Source organism: Erythrobacter donghaensis (assembly GCF_002155425.1).
GTDB lineage: Bacteria > Pseudomonadota > Alphaproteobacteria > Sphingomonadales > Sphingomonadaceae > Erythrobacter > Erythrobacter donghaensis.
In genome coordinates this window covers 382,283-405,223 of record NZ_MUYG01000009.1, presented here as the reverse complement: position 1 = coordinate 405,223, position 22,941 = coordinate 382,283, and the positions used below count along the sequence as shown (strand labels likewise).

13 protein-coding genes are annotated in these 22,941 nt (G+C 63.8%); 8 read left to right on the top strand and 5 right to left on the bottom strand.

The features are described 5' to 3' along the window. Positions 1-26: 26 nt before the first annotated feature. Both BZF59_RS08185 and BZF59_RS08180 read right to left on the bottom strand, forming a co-directional pair. Complete coding sequence (locus tag BZF59_RS08185) at positions 27-1,412, bottom strand: DUF5935 domain-containing protein (RefSeq protein ID WP_086607754.1); 1,386 nt, start codon at positions 1,410-1,412, stop codon at positions 27-29. After that, positions 1,405-1,623 carry a hypothetical protein gene (locus BZF59_RS08180; protein ID WP_086607753.1) on the bottom strand — a complete coding sequence of 73 codons (219 nt, stop codon included), beginning with the start codon at positions 1,621-1,623 and terminating at the stop codon, positions 1,405-1,407. Before BZF59_RS08180 ends, BZF59_RS08185 begins: the two co-directional genes overlap by 8 nt. Before the next feature lie 89 nt (positions 1,624-1,712). Between BZF59_RS08180 and BZF59_RS08175 the strand changes: the two genes are divergently transcribed. From BZF59_RS08175 to BZF59_RS08155, 5 genes are all read left to right on the top strand, one after another. After that, complete coding sequence (locus BZF59_RS08175) at positions 1,713-2,966, top strand: TIGR04063 family PEP-CTERM/XrtA system glycosyltransferase (RefSeq protein WP_086607752.1); 1,254 nt, start codon at positions 1,713-1,715, stop codon at positions 2,964-2,966. A gap of 7 nt (positions 2,967-2,973) precedes the next feature. Then, positions 2,974-3,945 (top strand): hypothetical protein, encoded by a 972-nt coding sequence (locus BZF59_RS08170; protein ID WP_086607751.1) that lies wholly within the window; start codon positions 2,974-2,976, stop codon positions 3,943-3,945. A 280-nt stretch (positions 3,946-4,225) separates the two neighbouring features. After that, entirely contained in the window at positions 4,226-8,866 is a 4,641-nt protein-coding gene (gltB, locus tag BZF59_RS08165; protein WP_086607750.1) for a glutamate synthase large subunit, read from the top strand. A 123-nt stretch (positions 8,867-8,989) separates the two neighbouring features. Continuing rightward, positions 8,990-10,426 carry a glutamate synthase subunit beta gene (locus BZF59_RS08160; protein ID WP_086607749.1) on the top strand — a complete coding sequence of 479 codons (1,437 nt, stop codon included), beginning with the start codon at positions 8,990-8,992 and terminating at the stop codon, positions 10,424-10,426. Between the two features lie 86 nt (positions 10,427-10,512). Next, on the top strand, positions 10,513-10,902 hold the full coding sequence (locus tag BZF59_RS08155; RefSeq protein WP_086607748.1) for a hypothetical protein: 390 nt from the start codon (positions 10,513-10,515) through the stop codon (positions 10,900-10,902). Between the two features lie 12 nt (positions 10,903-10,914). On the opposite strand, the gene BZF59_RS08150 is transcribed toward BZF59_RS08155, so the two are convergent. Together BZF59_RS08150 and BZF59_RS08145 are read right to left on the bottom strand one after the other, a co-directional pair. After that, positions 10,915-11,784, bottom strand: a complete 870-nt coding sequence (locus tag BZF59_RS08150) for an alpha/beta fold hydrolase (RefSeq protein WP_245806074.1) — start codon at positions 11,782-11,784, stop codon at positions 10,915-10,917. Positions 11,785-11,916: 132 nt separating this feature from the next. Further along, positions 11,917-13,614, bottom strand: coding sequence for a PHA/PHB synthase family protein (locus BZF59_RS08145; protein WP_086607747.1), 1,698 nt, complete (start codon positions 13,612-13,614; stop codon positions 11,917-11,919). A 232-nt stretch (positions 13,615-13,846) separates the two neighbouring features. On the opposite strand from BZF59_RS08145, the gene BZF59_RS08140 reads away from it, so the two are divergent. The 3 genes from BZF59_RS08140 to lepA all read left to right on the top strand — a co-directional run bounded on the left by BZF59_RS08140 (position 13,847) and on the right by lepA (position 20,724). Continuing rightward, positions 13,847-16,549: an EAL domain-containing protein gene (locus tag BZF59_RS08140; RefSeq protein ID WP_245806073.1), complete on the top strand. Its 2,703-nt coding sequence runs from the start codon at positions 13,847-13,849 to the stop codon at positions 16,547-16,549. A gap of 130 nt (positions 16,550-16,679) precedes the next feature. Then, the gene (locus tag BZF59_RS08135) at positions 16,680-18,851 is read left to right on the top strand and encodes a putative bifunctional diguanylate cyclase/phosphodiesterase (RefSeq protein WP_245806072.1); all 2,172 of its coding nucleotides are present in this window, start codon (positions 16,680-16,682) and stop codon (positions 18,849-18,851) included. 55 nt (positions 18,852-18,906) lie between these two features. Then, complete coding sequence (gene lepA, locus BZF59_RS08130) at positions 18,907-20,724, top strand: translation elongation factor 4 (protein WP_086607746.1); 1,818 nt, start codon at positions 18,907-18,909, stop codon at positions 20,722-20,724. A 20-nt stretch (positions 20,725-20,744) separates the two neighbouring features. On the opposite strand, the gene BZF59_RS08125 is transcribed toward lepA, so the two are convergent. Continuing rightward, a complete protein-coding gene (locus tag BZF59_RS08125; protein ID WP_086607745.1) occupies positions 20,745-22,829 on the bottom strand; it encodes an AAA family ATPase in 2,085 nt (694 codons plus the stop codon). Positions 22,830-22,941: the final 112 nt, after the last annotated feature.

Below are 22,941 nucleotides of genomic sequence, written 5' to 3'. Positions count from 1 at the left end.
CAACACAGGGGGGAGCGCAACGCTCTCTAATGTGCCGCTACGGCACCGGGGAGCGGCGTGGGGGAGGGCGAACGGCGCGGGGCGGAGCGGGCCAGCGCCGCGCGCGCCGAATCGATCCGGCGGCAATAGGTGTGAAGCCCGATCTGCAGGCCCACCAGCATCAGCATCACCGGCTGATAGGCGATCCCCTGGAACGTCGCCCCGACCAGATAGATCACCGCGCCCATTTGTAGCGCGGCGGCGAGCGGCGCGATCCAGCGCTCGGCCTCCTCTTCCGCCCTTCGCCAGCGCCGCTGGAGTCGCTCCATCTGCCACAGGCCGAGCAGATGCAGCGCCAGCCACATCATCAAACCCGGCCAGCCCTGTTCGCCCAGCATCTCGAAGATCGAGGAGTGATAGGCGCGGCCCTGATCGACCACTTCCTTGTATTCGATGCTGGTGGTGTTGCCGTCCACGGTGCGCACCGGCATGGAATATTCGAAGCGATTGCCGCGATAGGCATCGAACCCGCCGCCCATGGGCTTTTCGGCGACGTAATCGAGCGTCCATTCCCACACCGCCACACGGGTGGAGGCGCTTTCGTCGCCGTCGGGCTGAGCGATGGTCGCCATCCGGTCGTAATACGACTGCGGCAGGAAGGGCAGGGCGACAAGCCCGAGCACGCCCGCGCCCGCGATGAACAGGATCCGCCGCTGGGTGTAGCGCAGCATCAGCACGCCCAAGGCCGCGATGCACAGCAGGCCGGTGCGCGCTTCGGTGCCGATGGGGACGAGGAAGCAGGCGAAGGTCAGCGCCACCGCAAAGCCCGTCACCATCCAGTGCGGGCGGTAGATCGTGCCATGCTTCACGAACCACCACAGCAACGGCACCAGCCCGATCGCCACCGTGGCAAGGGTGGAGCTTTCATAGATCCCGCTATTGTCGTTCACGAAGAACTTGAGGTTCTGGTAGCCTCCACCGCCCAGCACGGTCTTCATCCCCGTGCCGATCACGATGGTCGCGACCGAAAGCAGCAGCACCAGCGCTAGCCCCTCGATCCGCGCACGGGTGGTGAGGGTGAGGGGGAGGAAGATCGCGAACAGCAGCGCCTTCCACACCCAGTCCCATTTGGTCAGCGCGTCTTCGGGGAAATCGGCATGGCCGGTGCTCCACCAGCAATAGATCAGCAGCGCCAGCATCAGGCCCTGTCTGAGCGTGAAGCGCGCCCCGGTCTTACGGTCGAGCGCCAGCCAGCCTCCAAAGGCCGCCGCAAAGGCGATCAGCGACAGCGGCAGGGTGGTGATGATGGTGTAGCCGATCCGCTGCGGGGCAAGAATGTCGATATAGACATAGAGCAGCACCCACAGGAACGGGCGCTTGAGGCCCAGCACCAACACATATCCGATGAAGGCGAGGAAGACGAGATCAAGCATCGGGACGCTGCTCGCCTTCCTGATCGCCCGCACCCTGTGCGCGGCGCGCGGCGCTGCGTCCGGCGCTGCTGGTGCGCTTGCGGCGGTCGGCGGCCTCGGATTCGATTTCGCCGATCAGTGGATCATCGTCCAGCCCGGCGCGCAGCACCAGGCGCAGCATCGCCACCGCCAGCAGGGCATGGCCGATCGCCAGGGCGACATGATCGATCATCGCAAGGGGCTCCGGGCCGTATTCATGCGCGAGCCTTACGCCGATGCAGTTGACGGCGCGTTAAGCACGCCTGCGATAGTAGACGCGTCATGACCCGCGTCCTGCACGTTCTCGACCATTCGCTGCCGCTCCATTCGGGCTACACCTTCCGCACCCGCGCGATCCTCAAGGCGCAGGAGGGGCACGGGCTGGAAGTGCGCGGGATCACCGGCCAGCGACACAATCACGAGGCGCCCGGCGGGCCGGTGTGCGAGGAGGCCGATGGGCTGACCTTTCACCGCACGCCCGGCACCCCCGCAGGCCTGCCCGGCTTTCGCGAGATGGACGAGGTCGAAGCGCTGACCGCGACGATCCTCGCTCTGGCCGAGGAATGGCGGCCCGACATCATTCATGCCCATTCACCCGCCTTGTGCGGAGCCGCCGCGCAGCGCGCCGCGCGGGCGCTCGGCGTTCCCTTCGTCTATGAAATCCGCGCCTTCTGGGAAGATGCGGCGGTCGGCAATCTGACCGGAACCGAGGGCAACCTGAAATACCGTCTGACCCGCGCACTGGAAACGCGGGTGGCGCGATCAGCCGACGCCTTGTTCACCATCTGTGACGGGCTGAAACAGGATCTTGCACAGCGCGGCATTCCCGAGACCCGCATCCATGTCATGCGCAACGGGGTCGATCTCGATCTGTTCGGCGAGCCGGTGGCGCGCGACGAGGGCCTGGCAGCGCAGCTTGGCATTGCCCAGGGCGATCCGGTGATCGGCTATATCGGCAGCTTCTATGCCTATGAGGGCGTCGACGATTTGATCGCGGCGATGCCGATCCTGCGCCAGTCTCATCCCGAGGCCCGGCTGCTGCTGGTGGGGGCCGGGCCGATGGCGGAGGCCTGGCGCGCCGCGGCCGCCGCGCTGCCCGAGCCCGAGGCCGTGATCTTCACCGGGCGGGTGCCGCACACCGAAGTCGAACGCTATTATTCGCTGGTCGATGTGCTGGCCTATCCGCGCAAGAGCCAGCGCCTCACCGATCTGGTCACGCCATTGAAGCCATTGGAAGCCATGGCCCAGCGCAAGCTGGTGGCGGCCTCCGGCGTCGGCGGACACCGCGAACTGATCGAGGACTGCGTGACAGGCACTCTCTTCGCCCCCGATGATCCCGCCGCCTGCGCCGCCGCGCTCGCCGGTCTGCTGGATGCGCGCGCGGGGTGGGAGGCGATGAAAGACCGGGCGCAGACCCATGTTCGCACCCGTCACGACTGGGCGATGAATGCGCGCGGTTATCTCTCTGTTTACCATCTCTTGCTAGCCGGGGGAGAGAGCGGCGCTGCGGGGCGCAGGGCCGCGACGGCAGGATGAGAAACGCATGAAACCGCGTCAGCAGCAGGGTCGATCGCAGCAGCGCACGTCGCGCAAGTCGCGCAAGGGCAACAAGAGCGCGCTGGTCGCTAACCGGGCCTTTGCGCCGCTGCTGGGCCTGTGGGGCCTGGCGCTGGGCGTGCTGGTAGTGGTCGTGCTGCCTGCATCCATGGTGGAGGCGGCGACGCGCAGGCTGATGATCGGCAATCTGGGTCTTCCGGTGCAGCCGGTGCTGGCCGGTTTTGTCGGTTTGCTGATCGGCGGCGCGCTGTTCATGATCGCCGCAGGCCTGGGCGCTGCCGCCCGGCGCCGCGCGGGGGAGCCTTCGATCGTCCGCCGCGCCGCGCGCGAGATGCGGCCGATCGATCCGGTGCGCGATCTCGGCAGCCGCAGCCTCGACGAGCCGATCGAGACCATGCCCTTTGCCACGCCCGCGTGGCGCGATGCGGATGTCGAAGAACCCGCGCCGCAATCGCTCGCCGCCGCTGTGTTGCGCGAACTCGATTTGTCCGAATTTGCCGAATTGCCGGGCCGCAACGCGGTGTGGGTCGAGGAACAGGTGCAGGCACCGGAAGCGCCGGTCGCCGTCTCCCAGCCCGAGCCGCAACCGTCCGTGGCCGAGCCTGCCGCGCCCGCGCCGCGCCCTGTGCCGCAAGTCGCTGCGCTGCGCGCGGTCGCCTCGCCGCCCGATCCCGGCACCGCCGCGCTCTCCCGCCTGCGTTCGGTCCCGGCCAGCGAGCTGAGCCTGCCACAGATGGTCGAGCGCTTCGCCGGGGCGCTGCACGAGCACCGCACCACGCCGCCCGCCCGTTCGCTGTCGGCCGCCGATCTGGCCGCACGCGAGGCTGCGCTGGCCGAGGCCTTGAAGGCGCTCGCCGCGATCAGCGGGCCGGTGCGCGACGCTACGGCACATGAGGGTGAGGGCGATCCGCTCCACGCCGCGCTCGCCCAGCTTCAGCCCCGGCGCGGGGCAGCCTGATCCGCGCGGGACACGCAAAAGCTGCAACCGATCCCGCCAGAGGGTGCATCGCGCGCAATCTAAGAATAGTTTGAATAGGTCTGCGAGAAATATTACTTCGCGCGAGACCCTTGCCAAATCCGCTTCCTGCCGGCATGAGGGGCCCGAAAACGGGGCCGGCGCTGACCTTCACATGGCACAGCCGCTCCGCGTGACCTGCCAAGAGGCGTGTTCCTGCGCATGAGCGATCATGCGACTACGGGTTCGCGCCTGTCGGCATCTGACAGATCGGACTTTTGCCATGGGATATCCCTCCTCCCAGGGTCTGTATGACCCCGCCAACGAACATGACGCCTGTGGCGTCGGCATGGTTGCGCATATCAAGGGAGAGAAAAGCCACGCGATCATTGCGCAGGCGCTGGAGATTCTCGAAAAGCTCGACCATCGCGGCGCGGTGGGTGCGGACCCGCTGCTGGGCGACGGCGCGGGGATTCTGATCCAGATTCCCGATCCGCTGATCCGCCGCTGGGCCGTGGCCGAAGGCCATGATCTCCCGCAGCCGGGCGAGTACGGCATTGCCATGTGCTTCCTGCCGCAGGACGCGGCGGCGCGCGACTTCGTGAAGAGTCGCATGGAGGCCTTCACCGCCAAGGAAGGCCAGCGCTTCATCGGGTGGCGGGCCGTGCCGACCACGATGGAGGGCCTCGGTGCAGCAGTAATCGCCTCGATGCCGGTGATCGAGATGGCGGTGATCGCGCGCGGGGCCAATTGCGCCTCGCAGGACGCCTTCGAGCGCAAGCTTTTAACGATCCGCAAGCAGGTGCAGAACCCGCTCGCGAGCCTTGCTGAAAAGCACGGGCTTCCCGGCGTGACCGAGACCTATCTGCCCAGCTTCTCGACCCGCACCATCGTCTACAAGGGGCTGCTGCTGGCGACGCAGGTGGGCAGCTTCTACGACGACCTGCGCGATCCCGATTGCGTGTCGGCATTGGGCCTCGTCCACCAGCGCTTCTCGACCAACACCTTCCCCAGCTGGCGGCTCGCGCACCCGTTCCGTTTCATCGCCCACAATGGCGAGATCAACACCGTGCGCGGCAACGTCAACTGGATGAACGCGCGCCGCCGCACGATGGAAAGCGAGCTGCTCGGCCCCGATCTCGACAAGATGTGGCCGATCATCCCGCACGGGCAATCGGACACGGCCTGCCTCGATAACGCATTGGAACTGCTGATCGCGGGCGGATACTCGCTCGCCCACGCCATGATGATGCTGATCCCCGAAGCCTGGGCCGGCAATGCGCTGATGAGCCCCGAACGGCGCGCCTTCTACGAATATCACGCCGCGCTTATGGAGCCTTGGGACGGCCCGGCCTCGGTGTGCTTCACCGATGGCCGCCAGATTGGCGCGACGCTCGACCGCAACGGGCTGCGCCCTGCGCGCTTCTGCGTCACCAAGGACGATATCGTCTGCCTCGCTTCGGAAAGCGGCGTGTTGCCCTTCCGCGAGGAAGACATCGTGCGCAAGTGGCGGCTCCAGCCCGGCAAGATGCTGCTGATCGACCTCGAACAGGGGCGCATCATCGAGGATGACGAGCTCAAGGCCGATCTCGCCAATGCCGAGCCCTATGCCGAGTGGCTGCATCAGGCGCAGTACAAGCTCGAAGACATCACCGATATCGTGCCCGAATTGGCGGCGATTCCGGCGGAAGAGGGAACGCTGCTCCAGCGCCAGCAGGCCTTCGGCTACACGCAGGAGGATATCGGCCGCTTCCTCGAGCCGATGGCGGTGGACGGCGACGATCCGATCGGGTCGATGGGCACCGACACGCCGATCGCGGTGCTGAGCAACCGCGCGCGGCTGCTTTACGATTACTTCAAGCAGAACTTCGCGCAGGTCACCAACCCGCCGATCGATCCGATCCGCGAGGAACTTGTGATGAGCCTCACCAGCATGATCGGCCCGCGCCCCAACCTGCTGGGCCGCGATGCGGGGACGCACAAGCGGCTCGAAGTCGATCAGCCGATCCTGACGAACGAGGATCTCGCCAAGATCCGTTCGGTCCAAGAAGCGCTCGACGGCGCTTTCCGCTGCGCCACCATCGACATGACATGGGATGCGAGCACTGGCGTTGAAGGCCTTGAAATGGCCCTGAAAGAAATGTGCTGGGCCGCGACCGAGGCAGTGCTGCAGGATCACAACATCCTTGTCCTCAGCGACCGTGGGCACAACGACGCGCGCGTGCCGATGCCCGCGTTGCTCGCGACTGCGGCGGTGCATCATCACCTGGTGCGGCAGGGCCTCAGGATGCAGACCGGGCTCGTGGTCGAAACCGGCGAAGCGCGCGAAGTGCACCACTTCTGCGTGCTGGCGGGCTACGGCGCGGAGGCGATCAACCCCTATCTCGCTTTGGAGACGCTGGAGGCCCTGCGCGCCAAGCGTCACCCCGATCTGCCCGCCACCAAGGTGCAGCAGAACTTTATCAAGGCGATCGGCAAGGGCATCCGCAAGGTCATGTCCAAAATGGGCATTTCGACTTACCAGTCCTATTGCGGCGCGCAGATCTTCGACGCGGTCGGGCTGTCCTCCGCCTTCGTCGAGAAGTATTTCACCGGCACCGCCACCACCATCGAAGGCATCGGCCTCGCGGAAGTCGCCGAGGAGGCTTTGCGCCGCCACGGGCAGGCCTATGGCGACAACCCGCTCTATGACGGGATGCTCGATGTCGGCGGGATCTACCAATACCGCCTGCGCGGTGAGGAGCACGCCTGGACGCCGCAAAACGTCGCGCAATTGCAGCACGCGGTGCGCGGGAACGACCCGAAGAATTACGAGGAATTCGCCAAGTCGATCAACGAGCAGTCGGAACGGTTGCTGACGATCCGGGGATTGCTTGAATTCAAGAAGGCCGACACGCCGATCCCGCTCGAGGAAGTCGAGCCCGCTGCCGAAATCGTGAAGCGTTTCTCGACCGGCGCGATGAGCCTCGGCTCGATCAGCCACGAAGCGCACTCGACCATGGCGATCGCGATGAACCGCATCGGCGGGCGCTCGAACACGGGCGAGGGCGGGGAGGAGCCGTTCCGTTTCAAGCCGCTCGCCAATGGCGATTCGATGCGCAGCCGGATCAAGCAGGTCGCCTCCGGGCGGTTCGGGGTGACGACCGAATATCTCGTCAATTCGGACGACATCCAGATCAAGATGGCGCAGGGCGCAAAGCCGGGCGAGGGCGGGCAGCTGCCCGGCCACAAGGTCGACAAGCGCATCGGCGCGGTGCGTCACTCGACGCCCGGCGTGGGCCTGATTTCGCCCCCACCGCATCACGACATCTATTCGATCGAAGACCTCGCGCAGTTGATCCACGATCTCAAGAACGTGAATCCGGTCGCGCGGATTTCGGTCAAGCTTGTGTCCGAAGTGGGCGTCGGCACGGTCGCAGCGGGCGTCTCGAAAGCGCGCGCGGACCATGTGACCATCGCGGGCTATGACGGCGGGACGGGCGCTTCGCCGCTGACCTCGCTGACGCACGCGGGCAGCCCGTGGGAGATCGGTCTGGCCGAAACCCAGCAGACGCTGCTGCTCAACGATCTGCGCGAACGCATCGCGGTGCAGGTCGACGGCGGGCTGCGGACGGGCCGAGACGTTGCCATCGGAGCGCTGCTCGGCGCGGACGAGTTCGGCTTTGCCACCGCCCCGCTGATCGCGGCCGGGTGCATCATGATGCGCAAGTGCCACCTCAACACCTGCCCTGTCGGCGTCGCCACGCAGGACCCGGTGCTGCGCGCGCGCTTCACCGGCCAGCCCGAGCACGTGGTCAACTACATGTTCTTCGTCGCCGAGGAACTGCGCCAGATCATGGCCGAGCTGGGCTTCCGCACGGTTGCCGAGATGGTCGGCAGGGTCGACCGGCTCGACACGCGCCGGATGGAACGCCACTGGAAGGCGCGCGGGATCGATCTTGGCCGCATCCTCCATCAGGTGCCGATCAAGGAAGGCGCCTCGCTGCGCCAGCGCGGGGTGCAGGATCACGGGCTCGAAGGCGCGCTCGACAACCGGCTGATCGCCGATTGCCGCACCGCCATCGACACGACGCAGCCGGTGCAGCTCGAATACGAGGTGCGCAACGTCAATCGCACGGTCGGCGCGATGCTCTCGGGCGAGATCGCCAAGGCCCATGGGCACGAAGGCCTGCCAACCGATACGATCCGCATCAACCTGACGGGTGTGGCCGGGCAGAGCTTTGGCGCGTGGCTCGCCCACGGGGTGACGCTTGATCTGGTCGGCGATGCCAACGACTATGTCGGCAAGGGCCTTTCGGGCGGTCGCATCATCGTGCGTCAGCCTGCCGAAGCCCCGCGCGCGGCGCAGGACAACATCATCGTCGGCAACACGGTGATGTATGGCGCGATTGCGGGTGAGGCCTATTTCAACGGCGTGGCGGGCGAGCGTTTCGCGGTCCGCAATTCCGGCGCGATCGCGGTGGTCGAAGGCACCGGGGATCACGGCTGCGAATACATGACCGGCGGCGTGGTGGTGGTGCTCGGCAAGACCGGGCGCAACTTCGCAGCAGGCATGAGCGGCGGGGTCGCCTATGTCTATGATGCCGAAGGGCAATTCACAGTCCTCGTCAACCACGCGCAGGTCGATCTGCTGCCGATTTCGGCCACGCCGGACGCGGATGAGGGTACAGGTCGTCCGGCCCAGCGCCCGCGCAGCGTCAACGACTTCGGCATGGGTGACATGCTGCGCCACGATGCCGAGCGGCTGCGCATCCTGGTCGAGCGCCATCAGCTTCACACCGGCAGCAAACTGGCGGGTGAGCTGCTGGCAGACTGGGACGCGGCGCTTGGGCGCTTCGTCAAGGTAATGCCGCGCGACTATGCGGCGGCCTTGAAGAAGCTCGAAGCGGAACGCCACGAGGCCGAAAGCGTCGCGGCGGAATGATTTGCCAATTTCGTCATCCCCGCGAATGCGGGGATCCTGCTGCCGGCCCGGCAGCGTGCAACAACAAAGTCAGCTGGACCCCCGCATGCGCGGGGGCTTCGGCCAAATCGGAGATTTGACCTCGTGGGCAAGGAAACCGGATTTCTCGAGCTGGACCGCCGCGAGCGGGATTATCTCGATCCCAAGGAGCGGCTGAAGAATTACCGCGAATTCATCATCCAGCCGGATGATGCGACGCTGGCCGGACAGGCTTCGCGCTGCATGAATTGCGGGATTCCCTACTGCCACAACGGCTGTCCGGTGAACAACCTGATCCCGGACTGGAACCATCTCGTGTACGAAGCGGACTGGAAGCGCGCGCTGGCGATGCTTCACAGCACCAACAACTTCCCCGAATTCACCGGCCGTATCTGCCCCGCGCCCTGCGAGGCGGCGTGCACCCTCAACATCATCGACCAGCCGGTGACGATCAAGTCGATCGAATGCGCCATCGTCGATCGCGGGTGGAAGGAAGGCTGGATCCATCCGCAGGTGCCCGCGAAGAAGACCGGCAAGTCGGTTGCAGTGGTCGGCTCAGGCCCGGCGGGCATGGCCTGCGCGCAGCAGCTGGCGCGCGCGGGGCATTCGGTGACGGTGTTCGAGAAGAGCGACCGCGTCGGCGGGTTGCTGCGTTACGGCATCCCCGACTTCAAGATGGAAAAGCACCTCATCAACCGCCGCGCGCAACAGATGGAAGCGGAAGGCGTAACCTTCAAAACCTCGAAGGAGGTGGGCGTCGATATCTCCTTCAAGTCCTTGCAGGAAAACTTCGACGCGGTGGTTCTGGCGGGCGGCGCGGAAGACGCGCGCCAGCTGTCGATCCCGGGCGCGGAGATGCCTGGCGTGCGGCTCGCGATGGAGTTCCTGACCCAGCAGAACAAGCGTGTCGCGGGTGACGACGAACTGCGCGCCGCCCCGCGCGGCAGCCTCACCGCGACCGGCAAGCATGTGGTGGTGCTCGGCGGCGGGGACACGGGCAGCGACTGTGTCGGCACCTCGAACCGGCAGGGCGCGAAAAGCGTTACCCAGCTCGAAATCATGCCCAAGCCGCCCGAAAAGGAAGACAAGGCGCTGACCTGGCCCGACTGGCCGATGAAGCTGCGCACTTCGTCAAGCCACCAGGAAGGCGTCGAGCGCGACTGGGCGGTGCTGGCCAAGCGGGTGATCGGCGATGGCGAGAAGGTCACCGGGCTCGAATGCGTGCGCGTCGAGTGGGTCGACCGCCAGATGCAGGAAATCGCGGGCAGCGAGTTTACCATCCCCGCCGATCTGATTCTGCTGGCAATGGGCTTTGTCGGGCCGAGAAAGGCCGGGCTGCTCGAACAGGCGGGCGTGACGCTGGACCCGCGCGGCAATGTCGCGGCGGATACCGAACGCTATGCCACCAGCGAGCCAAACGTCTTCGCCTGCGGCGACATGCGGCGCGGGCAGAGCCTGGTGGTCTGGGCGATCCGCGAAGGCCGGCAGGCCGCGCGCGCGGTGGACGAAGCGCTGATGGGGGTCTCCGAACTCCCGCGCTGAGGGCGGCACGGGCCTCGCAAGGGGCCTGTGCGGCATCCTTCGGCACTTCGAGCCGGCCTGCGCGTTGCCACACTGAGGGAGCGCGCATGATCTACATTGTCATCAACATCGTGCCGATCGCGGCGGCGACTTTGCTGGGGCTTGCCATCGGCATGGTCTGGCTGCGCGGTTCGGGCATTCACCGGCCGGGCTGGGCGGTGCTGGCTGGAGCGGCGCTGGCCGAGTTCTGGCTGGCCGCGATCCTTGCCGGAGCGCTGATTCTCGCCCCGGCGCAGGCGAGCCCGTGGGTGATGGCGGCGGGCAGTGCGGTGGTGATCTGGATCGGCTTCGTCGTGCCGGTTCTGTGGGTGACCTTCATGGCCTATGGCTTGCCCGCGCGCCAGACGGCCTCGGCGGCGCTGCACTGGCTGGCGGTGATGCTGGGGCAGGCGGTGCTGATGCAGGCGCTTGGCCTGATCGCGCCGCCCGCGCCCTGAGCGCGGCCTGAGTTAGGCCGCCGCGCTCGCCATCCGCCGCGCTTCCTTTTCCGTATCGGGCGCGTTGAGGAAGCCGCGGATCGCGGCCACGCTTTCGTCAGCATGGGTCAGCAGGAACAGGTGCCCCCCGCCCGCGAAAGTCTGAAGCCGCGAATTGGGGATCATCGCCTTCAGGATCTTGCCGTTGATGACGGGCACGATCTGATCGTCCTCGCCCATCATGATCAGGGTTTCCTTGGTCATGAAGGGCAGGGCGGGCAGGCTCGTCCAGCCCAGCATGCACATCAGCTGATACATGTAGCCGCGCGGAGAGGGGGGCTTCAGCCGTCCGATATGGCTATCCTTCTGGTGCGCGGCCCCATCCTTGTCGACCCCGCCGTATAGGGTGGCGAAGTGTTCGTTCATGAATTCGGGGTCGATATAGCGGCGCGGGTTGGCCATCTTGGTGAAGGCGGCGGGGTTGCCCGGCACCATCAGCATTCCAGGTGTGGTCGCGATCAGCGTCAGCCGCCGGGTGCGGCCCGGATGCTGGAGCGCGAAGTGCTGCGCCATCGCGCCGCCCCACGACACGCCCATCACGTCGACCTCATCGAGCCCGAAACGGTCGAGCAGCTGTGCGGCGGTCCAGCTCATGGTGAAGGGGTTGTAGGGGATCAGCGGATCGGGTGATTCGCCCGTTCCCGGCATGTCGAACATGATAAAGCCGCGTTCGGGCATGGCTGCCGCCAGCGGGGCCACAGCCTCGATATTGGCGCCGATGCCGTTGAAGAAAAGAACCGGCAGATGGTCGGAAGGCATATCGAGCCGCCAGGCAGCAGTCCGTAGCGTCCGGCCGCCCACTTGCTCCATCGAGACGACCGCGTCGTCCATGGGATTGGTCACCTATTCACGTCCTTTCTTCGCCCCCGCAAGGAGGGCGGGTTGGGCGCGCACGCCGATCCCTTAGCGCGCGCGCCCACAAACTTTGCGCCTTCGTTCCGCTGCCGGAACGCCCTTGGCGCGAGGTGTGCTGTATCAGACTTCTTCGACGACGTAGAGTCCCGGTGCAGCATCGCCGGCCGCATAGGTCTCGTTGCCCAGCGTCGCGGGGGCGGGCTTCTTCTTGCCCGAGCGCTTCTGCACCCACTCCATCCACAGCGGCCACCAGCTGCCCTTGACCTCTTCGGTTCCCTGCAACCACTCGTCGGCGGTGGCGGGGAGCTTGCCGGGCTTGGCCTGCACGAAATACTTGGCCTTGGGGTTGCCCGGCGGGTTGAGGATCGCCTGCATGTGGCCGCTCTGCGAGAGGACGTAAGTCACGTCCTTCGATCCGAACAGCTGGGTCGAACGATAGGTCGCCTTCCATGGGGTGATGTGATCGGTCACCCCGCCGAGGATGAAGAGATCGGCGGTCACCTTGCTGAGATCGACCTTGTGCCCGGCCATTTCGACCTCGCCCTTCTTGGTGAAGGCGAGGGTTTCGAACAGCGTCAGGAAGTCGCCCATCAGGCTGGAGGACAGGTTGGTCGCGTCGGCGTTCCAGAACAGCACGTCGAAGGCCGGCGGGTCCTGCCCGAGCAGGTAGTTGTTGATGACGTAGTTCCAGATCAGGTCATTCGGCCGCAGCCAGGCAAAGCCGCGGGCCAGATCGTCGGCCTTGATCACGCCCTGCTTCATCGCGCGCTGGCGGGCGAGCTGCATCCCGTTCTCGCTCACCAGCGATCCGGCTTCGATATCAGTCGGCTTGGGGTGGAGCACGCAGACCATCAGCGTCAGCGTGCCGAGGATCGGGTTGTTCGTCGCCGCCAGTTTCGATGCCAGCACCGACGCGGTCTGCCCGCCCGAACACCCGGCCGAAACGTTAACCTTTTTCGATCCCGTGATCGAGGAGACCACCTCCAGCGCCTTTTCGCAGGCGGCAATGTAATCGGCCATGCCCCAGTGGCCCTGATCCTTCGAAGGATTGCGCCAAGAGATGACAAAGGTCTGCACCCCGTTGTCGACCTGCCACTTGATCACCGATTTGTCCGGCGACAGATCGTTGATGTACATCTTGTTGATCTGCGGCGGGATGGTCAGCTGCGGGATCTCGTAGACCTCGTCGGTGGTGGGCGCATATTGCAACAGCTCCATGATCTCGTCGCGGTAGACCACCGCGCCCTTCGAGGTCGCGATATTCTCGCCCAGCTTGAAGGGCCGCTTGTCGACCTGGCTGACCATGCCCTTGTTGTGGACGAGGTCGTTATAGGCGTTCTGGAGACCCTTGATGAGGCTGAGGCCGCCCGAATTGATGATCTGCTTCTGCGCGGTCGGGTTGCCGACCAGCGAGTTAGTGGGGGCGAGCCCATCGAGAATGATATTCGCGATGAAATTCGCGCGGTTGCGCTCCAGCTCGTCAAGCTCAAGCTCCTCCAGCCAGTTTTTCATGCCCTTCTGCACGGCGAGGTAATATTGCGCCCCGGCGCGGAAGAAGGGGTTGTATTGCCACGCCGGATCCATGAACCGCTTGTCCTTGGGATCGGGGGCGAGTTCGCTCTTGCCGGTCATGATCTTGACCATGTCCTGCGCCATCGCGGTGGAGTGGCGGATAAAGCGCGACGGGTCTGACGCGGTCTCGCGCAGCAGCAGGGCGACCGCGCTGACGAAGTCCTCGCGCGCCACCCCGATCAGCGGGCCCAATGCGTTGGTCGACTGGGCGGCTTCGTTTTCAAGCTTCACTTCGCTGCGTGCCATGGAATCCCCTTTGCGCGGCCATCTTGCTGGTTGCCTTGAACGGCAATCGGTTAACGTGGCTGGTGCTGGCCAGAATGCAGCGCCTGCCGCCAAGTTGCAAGCCCGCCGCGCGCTGCCAGCCTGCCGATCGGGGAGCGAACCTGAAAGAATTAAGCACCGCAATTAACGCTTTTCTCAGCGATCCTCAGGCATGGCAGCCACAATGTCTGGCGAACCGATCCGGAAATTTGCGTTGCCCGAACCGCCCCCCATCGGGAGCGGGCGCGAGCTGCGGTCTCTCGCCAGGGCCAAGGCCGAGGCGAACGCGGGCCCGCGCGAACAGCGAGCGCGCGCCGAACGGCGGGGGATCGAACGTGCGCAGGAACTGCTTCCCGGCGCACTGAACACCGGGATCGACGAGCCCGCCATCGAGCAGAGCTTCTTCATGCCCCGCAAGGTCGGCGGCATGTCCCTGTTCCTGCTGTTTGCCTATGCCATCGCGGTGGTGGTGTCGCAGGGCTTGCCGTCCACTCTCATCTGGGCTGCGGCGCTGGCATCGGCGGCGCCGTTCGCCTGCGGTGCGCTGCTTGCCGCAATCGAACGCCGCGCCGAGGGCGTGGGGTCGGTGCGCTACGCGGTGATGCTGGTGGGCATCGTGCTGCCGATGGCCTGCGCGGGCTTTGCTCTTGCGCTCTGGGTGGGTGAAGGCCTGCCCTGGCAATGGGCAATCGCCACGCTGATCTGCATCAACGCCGCAGCCGCTGCGCTGTTCGGCACGCGGATCATCTCGCTGTTCAGCGCCAACATCGCCAGCTGGACCGGTTTTGCGGTGCTGGTTCCGGGCCTGCTCACCTATGCCGCTGTGGTCGCAGCGGCGATCACCCTGTCGCTGATCGCGCGGCTCGAATGGAAGGCCGCCGAAAGCCGCCGCGTTGCCCGCGAAGCGCGCGAACGGGTGGCTGCGCGCGCCGAGGATATCCTGCGAAGTTTCGAGGAGACCGGGCAGGGCTGGTTCTGGGAAACCGACCGGCGCGGGCTCATCACCTATATCTCGCCCAAGGCGGCTCTGGTGCTGGGCAAGACCAGCGAAGCGGTGATCGGCAGCCCGCTTGGCGACATCGTCGATCCCAGCCAGGGTGCCGAGGATGCCGAGCGCACGCTCGGCTTCCACCTTTCGGCCCGCTCGGCGTTCCACGATGTCGAAGTGCGCGCCGCCACCAGTGCGGACGAACGCTGGTGGGCGCTCACCGGCCGGCCAGTCTATGACAGCTACAAGAATTTCTGCGGCTTCCGCGGCCACGGCACCGACCTCACTGAAAAGCGCCGGTCCGAACAGCAGGTCTCGCGCCTTGCGCACTACGATTCCCTGACCGGCCTCGCCAACCGTGTGCAGATGAGCCAGGCGCTGGAGCAGATCCTCGCCGCACCCAGCGGGCGCGAGCGTGAATGTGCGGTGCTGATGCTCGATCTCGACCGCTTCAAGCAGGTCAACGACACCCTCGGCCACCCGGCGGGGGATGCGCTGCTGCGGCAGGTTGCTCAGCGGCTCGAACGAACCATCGGCACCGGCGGGCGCTGCGGCCGGTTGGGCGGCGACGAATTCAAGGTCATCATCCCCGGCCACCGGGATCGGGCGATGCTGGGCCAGCTGGCGCAGGAAATCATCAATTCCTTGTCGCAGCCCTATTCGATCGAGGGCCAGAGCGTGGTGATCGGCGCGTCGGTCGGGATCGCGCTCGCGCCAGAACATGGCGCATCGAGTGACGATCTGATCCGCAATGTCGACCTTGCGCTTTATGCCGCCAAGGATGCCGGGCGCGGCTGCTACCGCTTCTACGCCGAAGACCTGCACGCTGCCGCCGAAGAGCGCGCCGAGCTGGAGCAGGATTTGCGCGATGCGATCGCCAAGGGCCAGCTTGAGCTGCACTATCAGCCGGTGGTCCATTCATCGGATGAGAAGATCGTCGGGTTCGAAGCATTGATGCGCTGGAACCACCCCAAGCGTGGACCGATCAGCCCGGTGAAGTTCATCCCGATCGCCGAGGACGCGGGCCTGATCGACCGCATCGGCCAATGGGCGCTGCGCACCGCCTGCGCCGATCTGGCGCGCTGGCCGCGTTCGATCCGCTGTGCGGTGAACGTGTCGGCGCTGCAATTTGCCAATCCCGATCTGCCGGCCATCGTCGCCAATGCGCTGGCCCATAGCGGGGTCGCGCCCTCGCGGCTCGAGCTGGAGATCACCGAAAGCGTGTTCATGGGCGACAGCTCGGGCACGGAAGCGATGTTCCGGGCGCTGAAGCGCGTCGGCGTGCGGCTTGCGCTCGACGATTTCGGCACGGGCTATTCCTCGCTGGGCTATCTGAAGAAGGCGCCCTTCGACAAGATCAAGATCGACCGCAGCTTTGTGCAGGGCGCGACCGAGGAAGGCAGCCGCAACGGCGCGATCATCGCCTCGATCACTTCGCTCGCGCAGGCGCTGCACATGGACACCACCGCCGAGGGCGTGGAGACGCTCGACGAACTCGAACTCGTCCGCCTGCTCGGGTGCAGCCATATCCAGGGCTTCATCTACTTCGCGCCGATGACCGCTGCCGAGGCGACCGCGCTGGTCTCGGGCGATCTGGTGGCGGAGGCCGACGGCCCGCAATGCGCCCGCGCGCCGCGCCAGAACCTTCTGCGCAAAGTCGTGGTGGTGCATGGCGGCAACCGCATCAACGCCACGCTGCGCAATATCTCAGAGGGCGGGGCGATGATCGAAGGCCTGTGGAACATGCCGCCGGGCAGCGCGATGCGGATCGAATTTTCCGCCGACACGTCGGTGACCGCCCAAGTGCGCTGGGCGCGCGATAACCGGGTCGGGGTGGAATTCCACCAGCCCCTCCGCCGGCGCGCCGATGGTGCCATCGCTGTGCTCAAGGGCCCGCCTGGAGAGGCTGGCGCCAGCCTGATGAGGTGAACTTGGGGCAACGCCGGGCCCGGATCTTAGGACAAAAATAACCATCGGACTTTACTCCTTGGAGACGAGGCCCTGACCGATCACCCCGACGGTCATGGGCACGTCGCGCTCAGGAGGATGAATACACGGCATGTCCCTCAAGGGTCTCTTGTCGTCCCGCAACCCCGCCGCTGCCCGCGGTGCGCCGCTTGCCGCGCCTGCGGCCACCGCTTTGTCGGATCGCGAGCGCCTTGCCATGCTCGACGAGCTCGAACAGTCCGGGCTGGGCTGGTTCTGGGCCAGCGATGCGCAAGGGCGGCTGACCTATCTTTCGGGCGCGATTGCCGCGCGGCTGAATGTGCCGCTGGAAGATCTTGTCGGCCAGCCGCTCAGTGCGATCTTCTGCGCCGCCGACCGCGAAGAGCGCGGCAAGTCGCTGGCGCTGATGCTGGGGGCGCACAAGGGCTTTTCCGGGATCGCGGTGCGCGCCGCGCGCCGCCCCGAGGGCGCGGTGCTGCGCCTGTCGGGCCAGCCTGTGCAGGCGGCGGGCGGCAGCTTTGCCGGGTTTCGTGGCACCGGCACCGACATCAGCGAGGAATATCACCGCGAAGAGGAGACCGCGCGGCTGGCGCGCTACGATTCGCTCACCGGGCTCAGCAACCGCCACCGGATGGCGCATCAGATCGAAACCACGCTGACCGCTTTCAGAACCGCGAAGCGCAGCTGTGCGGTGATGATGCTCGACCTCGACCGCTTCAAGCACGTCAACGACACGCTCGGCCATGCGGCGGGCGACGAATTGCTCAAGCAGGTTGCCGCGCGCCTCACCCGCGCGATTGACCGTGACTGCGAGATCGGCCGGCTGGGCGGCGACGAATTCCAGGTGATGATCCCCGATTGCGACGATCGCGGGGTGCTGGGCGAGCTGGCGATGAAGATCATCACCATGCTGCGCCAGCCCTACAGCCTCGAAGAGGGGCGCTGCGTCATCGGCGCATCGGTCGGCATCGCCATCGCTCCGCATGACGGCGTGAGCCGCGAGGAGATCGTGCGTGCGGCCGACCTTGCGCTCTATGCCTCCAAGAATGGCGGGCGTGGGCAGTATCGGTTTTTCTCGGGCGAGCTCGAGAACGAGACGATCTTCCGCCGCCGGCTTGAACAGGAACTGGGCACGGCTCTGAGCGAGGAGCAATTGTTCCTGCGGTTCGAACCCATCGTCGAGGCCGCCAGCGGCGCGGTCGCCTCGCTGGAGGCGCATGTGTGCTGGAACCATGCGCAGCGCGGGATCATCGACGAAGAGGAATTCGCGCAGATTGTCGAAGGCTCAGCAATGCTCGGCGATGTCGGGCGCTGGGCGATTGCGGCGGCCTGCGAACAGGCCGCGCTCTGGCCCGAAAGCGTGCGGGTGGCGGTCAATGTGCCGGTCGCGCTGTTTCTGGCCGAGGATTTCGTCAGCCGCATCGGCGATGCGATCACCGCGACCGGACTCACGCCTGCGCGGCTGGAGCTGGAAATCAGCGAGGCGGTGTTCTTCGGCGATGCAAGCGTCGTTGACCGCACGCTCGCCGCGCTGTTCAAGCTGGGTGTGCGTCTGACGCTCGACGAGTTCGGGAGCGGCTATTCCTCGCTCGCCTATCTTCGCCGCGCGCCCTTCGATGCGATCAAGATCGACCAGAAGCTGGTGGCCGATGCCGAACGCCAGGATAGCCGCGAGCTCGGACTGGTGCGCGCGATCGTGGCGCTGGCGGGGGCCTTGCAGATGGATACCATGGCGGGCGGCATCGAGAGCGCAGGCCTGCTCGCTGCACTCACCACGGGCGGCGTGCGCTTTCTCGAAGGCCCGATCTTCAGCGAACCGGTCGATGCTGCAACGCTGGCGCAGGAGCTGGCGGGCGGGACGTGGAAGATCGAGCCCTCAGCCGAACGCACCCGCCGCGCGCGCAGGCGGACGGTGTTCCGCAAGATCCAGGTGATCCACGACGACTATGCCTACGAGGTTACGCTGCGCAACCTCTCGAAGACCGGCGCGCTGATCGAGGGCCTTGCCGATGTGCCCAAGGGCACGCAGTTCGTGGTCGATCTGGGTGGCGGCCAGCTGGCGGTGGCAACCGTGACGCGCTCCAATGGCGACGTGCAGGGGCTGGAGTTCGAGCAATCTCTGATCGAGGACGGATCGGGCGGCTTATGCACCCGCAGCCGCGTTTCCCCCTACGCACTCGCCGCCGCTGGAGCCCCGCTGGCGGCGCTGTCGCCCGGCGCATTTCTCGCCATCGAAAAGGGCGGCGCCATTCCCAAATTCGGCTATGCGAAACAACCCGCCTAGGTGTTGCGTTTTTGGCGAATGACATCGGCCCAAGTCGCGGCTAAGTCGCGGGTTGATGACTGACCTTTCCAAGATCCGCAATTTCTCGATCATTGCCCATATCGACCATGGCAAGTCGACGCTCGCCGACCGGCTGATCCAGTTCACCGGGGGTCTGACCGCGCGTGAGATGTCCGAGCAAGTCCTTGATAACATGGACATCGAGAAGGAGCGCGGGATCACCATCAAGGCGCAGACCGTGCGCCTCAACTACACCGCGAAGAACGGCGAGACCTATCAGCTCAACCTGATGGACACCCCCGGCCACGTCGACTTCGCCTATGAGGTCTCCCGCTCCCTCGCCGCGTGCGAGGGCGCGCTGCTGGTCGTCGACGCCGCACAGGGCGTGGAAGCGCAGACCCTCGCCAACGTCTACCAGTCGATCGAGCACGATCACGAGATCGTCCCCGTCATCAACAAGATCGACCTGCCCGCCGCCGAGCCCGAGAAGGTCAAGGCGGAGATCGAGGACATTATCGGGCTCGACGCATCCAACGCCGTCCTCGCCAGCGCCAAATCGGGCATCGGGATCGAGGAAGTGCTCGAGGCCGTGGTCGAACGCATTCCTGCGCCCAAGGGCCGGATCGACGCCCCGCTCACCGCCAGCCTCGTGGACTCGTGGTACGACCCGTACCTCGGCGTCGTCATCCTCGTGCGCGTGATCGACGGGAAGCTCACCAAGGGCCTCAACATCAAGTTCATGCAGGGCGGCACGCAGCACCTCGTCGACCGCGTCGGCTGCTTCACCCCCAAGCGCACCGACCTTGCCGAGCTCGGCCCGGGCGAGATCGGCTTCATCACCGCGCAGATCAAGGAAGTCGAACAGGCCCGCGTCGGCGACACCATCACCACGGTGAAGGGCGGGGCGACCGAGGCACTGCCGGGCTACAAGGAAGTGCAGCCCGTGGTGTTCTGCGGCCTCTTCCCCGTTGACGCCGCCGACTTCGAAAAGCTGCGCGAAAGTATCGGCAAGCTGCGCCTCAACGACGCCAGCTTCTCTTACGAGATGGAAAGCTCCGCCGCGCTGGGCTTCGGCTTCCGCTGCGGCTTCCTCGGCCTGCTGCATCTGGAGATCATCCAGGAACGCCTCAGCCGCGAATACGATCTCGACCTCATCACCACCGCGCCAAGCGTGGTCTACCGCATCCACCTCGGCCATTCGCGCTACGAGGATGCCAAGGTGATCGACATCCACAACCCCGCCGACTGGCCGGACGAGAACCGCATCGACGCGATCGAGGAGCCGTGGATCAAGGCGGTGATCTACACCCCCGACGAATACCTCGGCGCGATCCTGAAACTGTGCCAGGACCGCCGCGGCATCCAGACCGAGCTGACCTACGTGGGCGGCCGAGCGCAGGTGAGTTACGAACTGCCGCTCAACGAAGTGGTGTTCGATTTCTACGACCGGCTGAAGTCGATTTCGCGAGGCTATGCCAGTTTCGACTACGAACAGATCGGCACGCGCGAGGGCGACCTCGTGAAGATGAACATCCTCGTCAATAACGAACCCGTGGATGCTTTGTCCCTGATCGTCCACCGCGCCAACGCGGAGGAGCGGGGACGCGGCATGTGCGAGCGCCTGAAAGACCTGATTCCCCGTCACCTGTTCAAGATCCCGATCCAGGCCGCGATCGGCGGCAAGGTGATCGCCCGCGAAACCATCGCCGCGCTGCGTAAGGACGTGACCGCCAAGTGCTATGGCGGCGACATTTCCCGGAAGAAGAAGCTGCTGGACAAGCAGAAGAAGGGGAAGGCCAGAATGAGAGAGTACGGGAATGTGAGCATTCCGCAGGAGGCGTTTATTGCGGCGCTGCGGATGGGGGAGGAGTGATTATCACGTCGGTAAAAGTCCTAATCATTGAGAATAACGTCGATAATCTTGCGCATACCTGCGGGCTTGTATGAGGCGTCCGCCATACGTGAGATAATTACGTTCCTAAGTATTTCGTACGACGCTCTGCAATTCTGGTGCGCGAATTGCCTCAAGATATCGCGGCCGCGAAATGTTTTTCGCCACGTGTCAGTGCCAAGCTGTCTTTCAAATTTTTTGCGAAGCCGTGCCTCTAGCGCCAATATTGACGACTTCTTTAGTTCCCCATCCCGAAGGGCTGCGATACTTTCAGATGATCGAACGAATGCTTCATGGACGGCTGTGCCAATGTCAGGTCGTTGAGGATCGAAGCCTAACTGTAACAGCCGTCGCATCTTGGCTCGAACATGAGACGAAATTTCGTGGCTTAATAGGCTATTGAGCGAACCGGCTGCGGCCATGCGTAGGCAGTCATAAATCTTTTCATCCGACTCGTTCGCGATCTTTTCGCCAAGCTCAGTCAATGCAGATTTTAGGAATTTCACTTCAAGTAGATAGTTCTCAATATGGTACACATCCCACTGAAAGCGAGGTGAGGATATAACTTCCTTCGTTTCGCTATCTTGATCAGTTATTGAGTAAACATTAAAGGGTATTGACCCTGTCTTTGAGGCTTGATCGAGGACGTCGTGAAGTTCTCTGACTCGTAATTTATTTCCGCCTGATATGACATTTGCTTTCTGTGAAAGCTCAGGAAATAATCGGGTCGTAAATGTAACATCAAATTCTGAGTCCCCCCCACCTTCGAAGAGAACAACCTTTTTGCCCGGCCGGTAAGCGGCGATGTCGCCAACAAGACTGATCAATGCCCTTTCTGCATCCTCAGCTAAGGTGAGCTGGGAAATTTGGGGTGTTTTGGTGTCGACTGACGCGCCGGTCATGTGGAAGACCGAGTACTCAGGACGCCCCACTACTTCGCGTAGCAAGGTGTCTGAATGGGTGACGAGCCAGATCTGGTTCTCTAATGCTACCCCTAGATGTTGATGGTAGAATTGAGGCAATCCCTGAATTAGCCTCGGGTTTAGGTGAAGCTCAGGCTCGTCTAGCAGAATAATTGAGTAACAAGGTGCGGAGTTTCTGATCCGAAGATACCCGAAAAGAACCTCTTTTTCGCCGGCGCTCAATTCGTTGAGGTCGTGAATTGCGCCCGATGCGGTGCGAACAGGGAATTCTAAGCCGCCATCTGCTGTCGGCTTTAGTCCGACGAAAAATTTGTCGGGAAAAAATGTCGCGAATAATTCTTTTAGGGTGGTCGCAATCGCATTTTGCTCAGAAAAAGGAACACCGGCCTCCTTCGCCAAAAGCTCCTTTATGTAGCTACTAGCCATTTCCGTTTTGACTGTATTGTATTTATTATTATAATTATAAAGAGCGTGTTGCTTGCTATGTTGATCTTGTGACGTTAAATCGAGATTCACGTTTTGAAGGAGTTCGCGATTATACATTCGTTGAGGGCCATGATAATCAATCAGTCCAAGCTCTCCCGGGAGAAAGCTACTGAAGATAATTTCCAGTGCCTTCGAGGGAGAAAAGTGAATGTCGGAACCTGAATCAGCCCATAAATGACCAACGACTGTTTCCTGAGCTAATTCCTTCATCAAGATTTCGAGTTGTTGTAGAGTTCTCTCCGTCACCTCAGGTTCGCGGTCCCTATATTGTGCAGCCATAGGTGCCGCTCGATAGGATGACCAACCATACATTTCTGGAGCTATTAATCTCCAGACAGAATTGCGAACCAGTTCTTCACCATGCAATTCCAGATATTTCCGTTCGCTTGGATTTAATCTGAATTCGCATCTTATCGACAGTTTCTTATTTTGATCCTGAAAGAAAGATCGAAAAGCGTCTGAATTACTGGTAAAATTTATTTGAAATTCTGACATCCAATGATGCCATTCGTTTTGTTGGTAGCCGCCGTATGCAGATTTAAGGAGGCGAATTGCATCAAATATGCATGATTTCCCCGAGCCATTTGCTCCCGCGATTACGACTGTACTTTTAAGGTCATGAAGAGCAATTTCTCTTATCCCTCTGAAGTTTTGAACTTCTATAGAGTCAATTCGCATTTGAGCTGCCTTACTTTTGGATATGGTTAATCGCTGTTCGCCCCGCAGAATTTTTAGCGTCGGCTAAGGCCGAAGGAATATCATAATCCTGAGACATTTGAACTTTCGCGGT

Bases quoted from the DNA above. Each gene is read 5' to 3' on its own strand.
- BZF59_RS08185 (WP_086607754.1), bottom strand. From the start codon at position 1,412: ATGCTTGATCTCGTCTTCCTCGCCTTCATCGGATATGTGTTGGTGCTG.
- BZF59_RS08180 (WP_086607753.1), bottom strand. From the start codon at position 1,623: ATGATCGATCATGTCGCCCTGGCGATCGGCCATGCCCTGCTGGCGGTG.
- BZF59_RS08175 (WP_086607752.1), top strand. From the start codon at position 1,713: ATGACCCGCGTCCTGCACGTTCTCGACCATTCGCTGCCGCTCCATTCG.
- BZF59_RS08170 (WP_086607751.1), top strand. From the start codon at position 2,974: ATGAAACCGCGTCAGCAGCAGGGTCGATCGCAGCAGCGCACGTCGCGC.
- gltB (WP_086607750.1), top strand. From the start codon at position 4,226: ATGGGATATCCCTCCTCCCAGGGTCTGTATGACCCCGCCAACGAACAT.
- BZF59_RS08155 (WP_086607748.1), top strand. From the start codon at position 10,513: ATGATCTACATTGTCATCAACATCGTGCCGATCGCGGCGGCGACTTTG.
- BZF59_RS08145 (WP_086607747.1), bottom strand. From the start codon at position 13,614: ATGGCACGCAGCGAAGTGAAGCTTGAAAACGAAGCCGCCCAGTCGACC.
- BZF59_RS08135 (WP_245806072.1), top strand. From the start codon at position 16,680: ATGTCCCTCAAGGGTCTCTTGTCGTCCCGCAACCCCGCCGCTGCCCGC.
- lepA (WP_086607746.1), top strand. From the start codon at position 18,907: ATGACTGACCTTTCCAAGATCCGCAATTTCTCGATCATTGCCCATATC.
- BZF59_RS08125 (WP_086607745.1), bottom strand. From the start codon at position 22,829: ATGCGAATTGACTCTATAGAAGTTCAAAACTTCAGAGGGATAAGAGAA.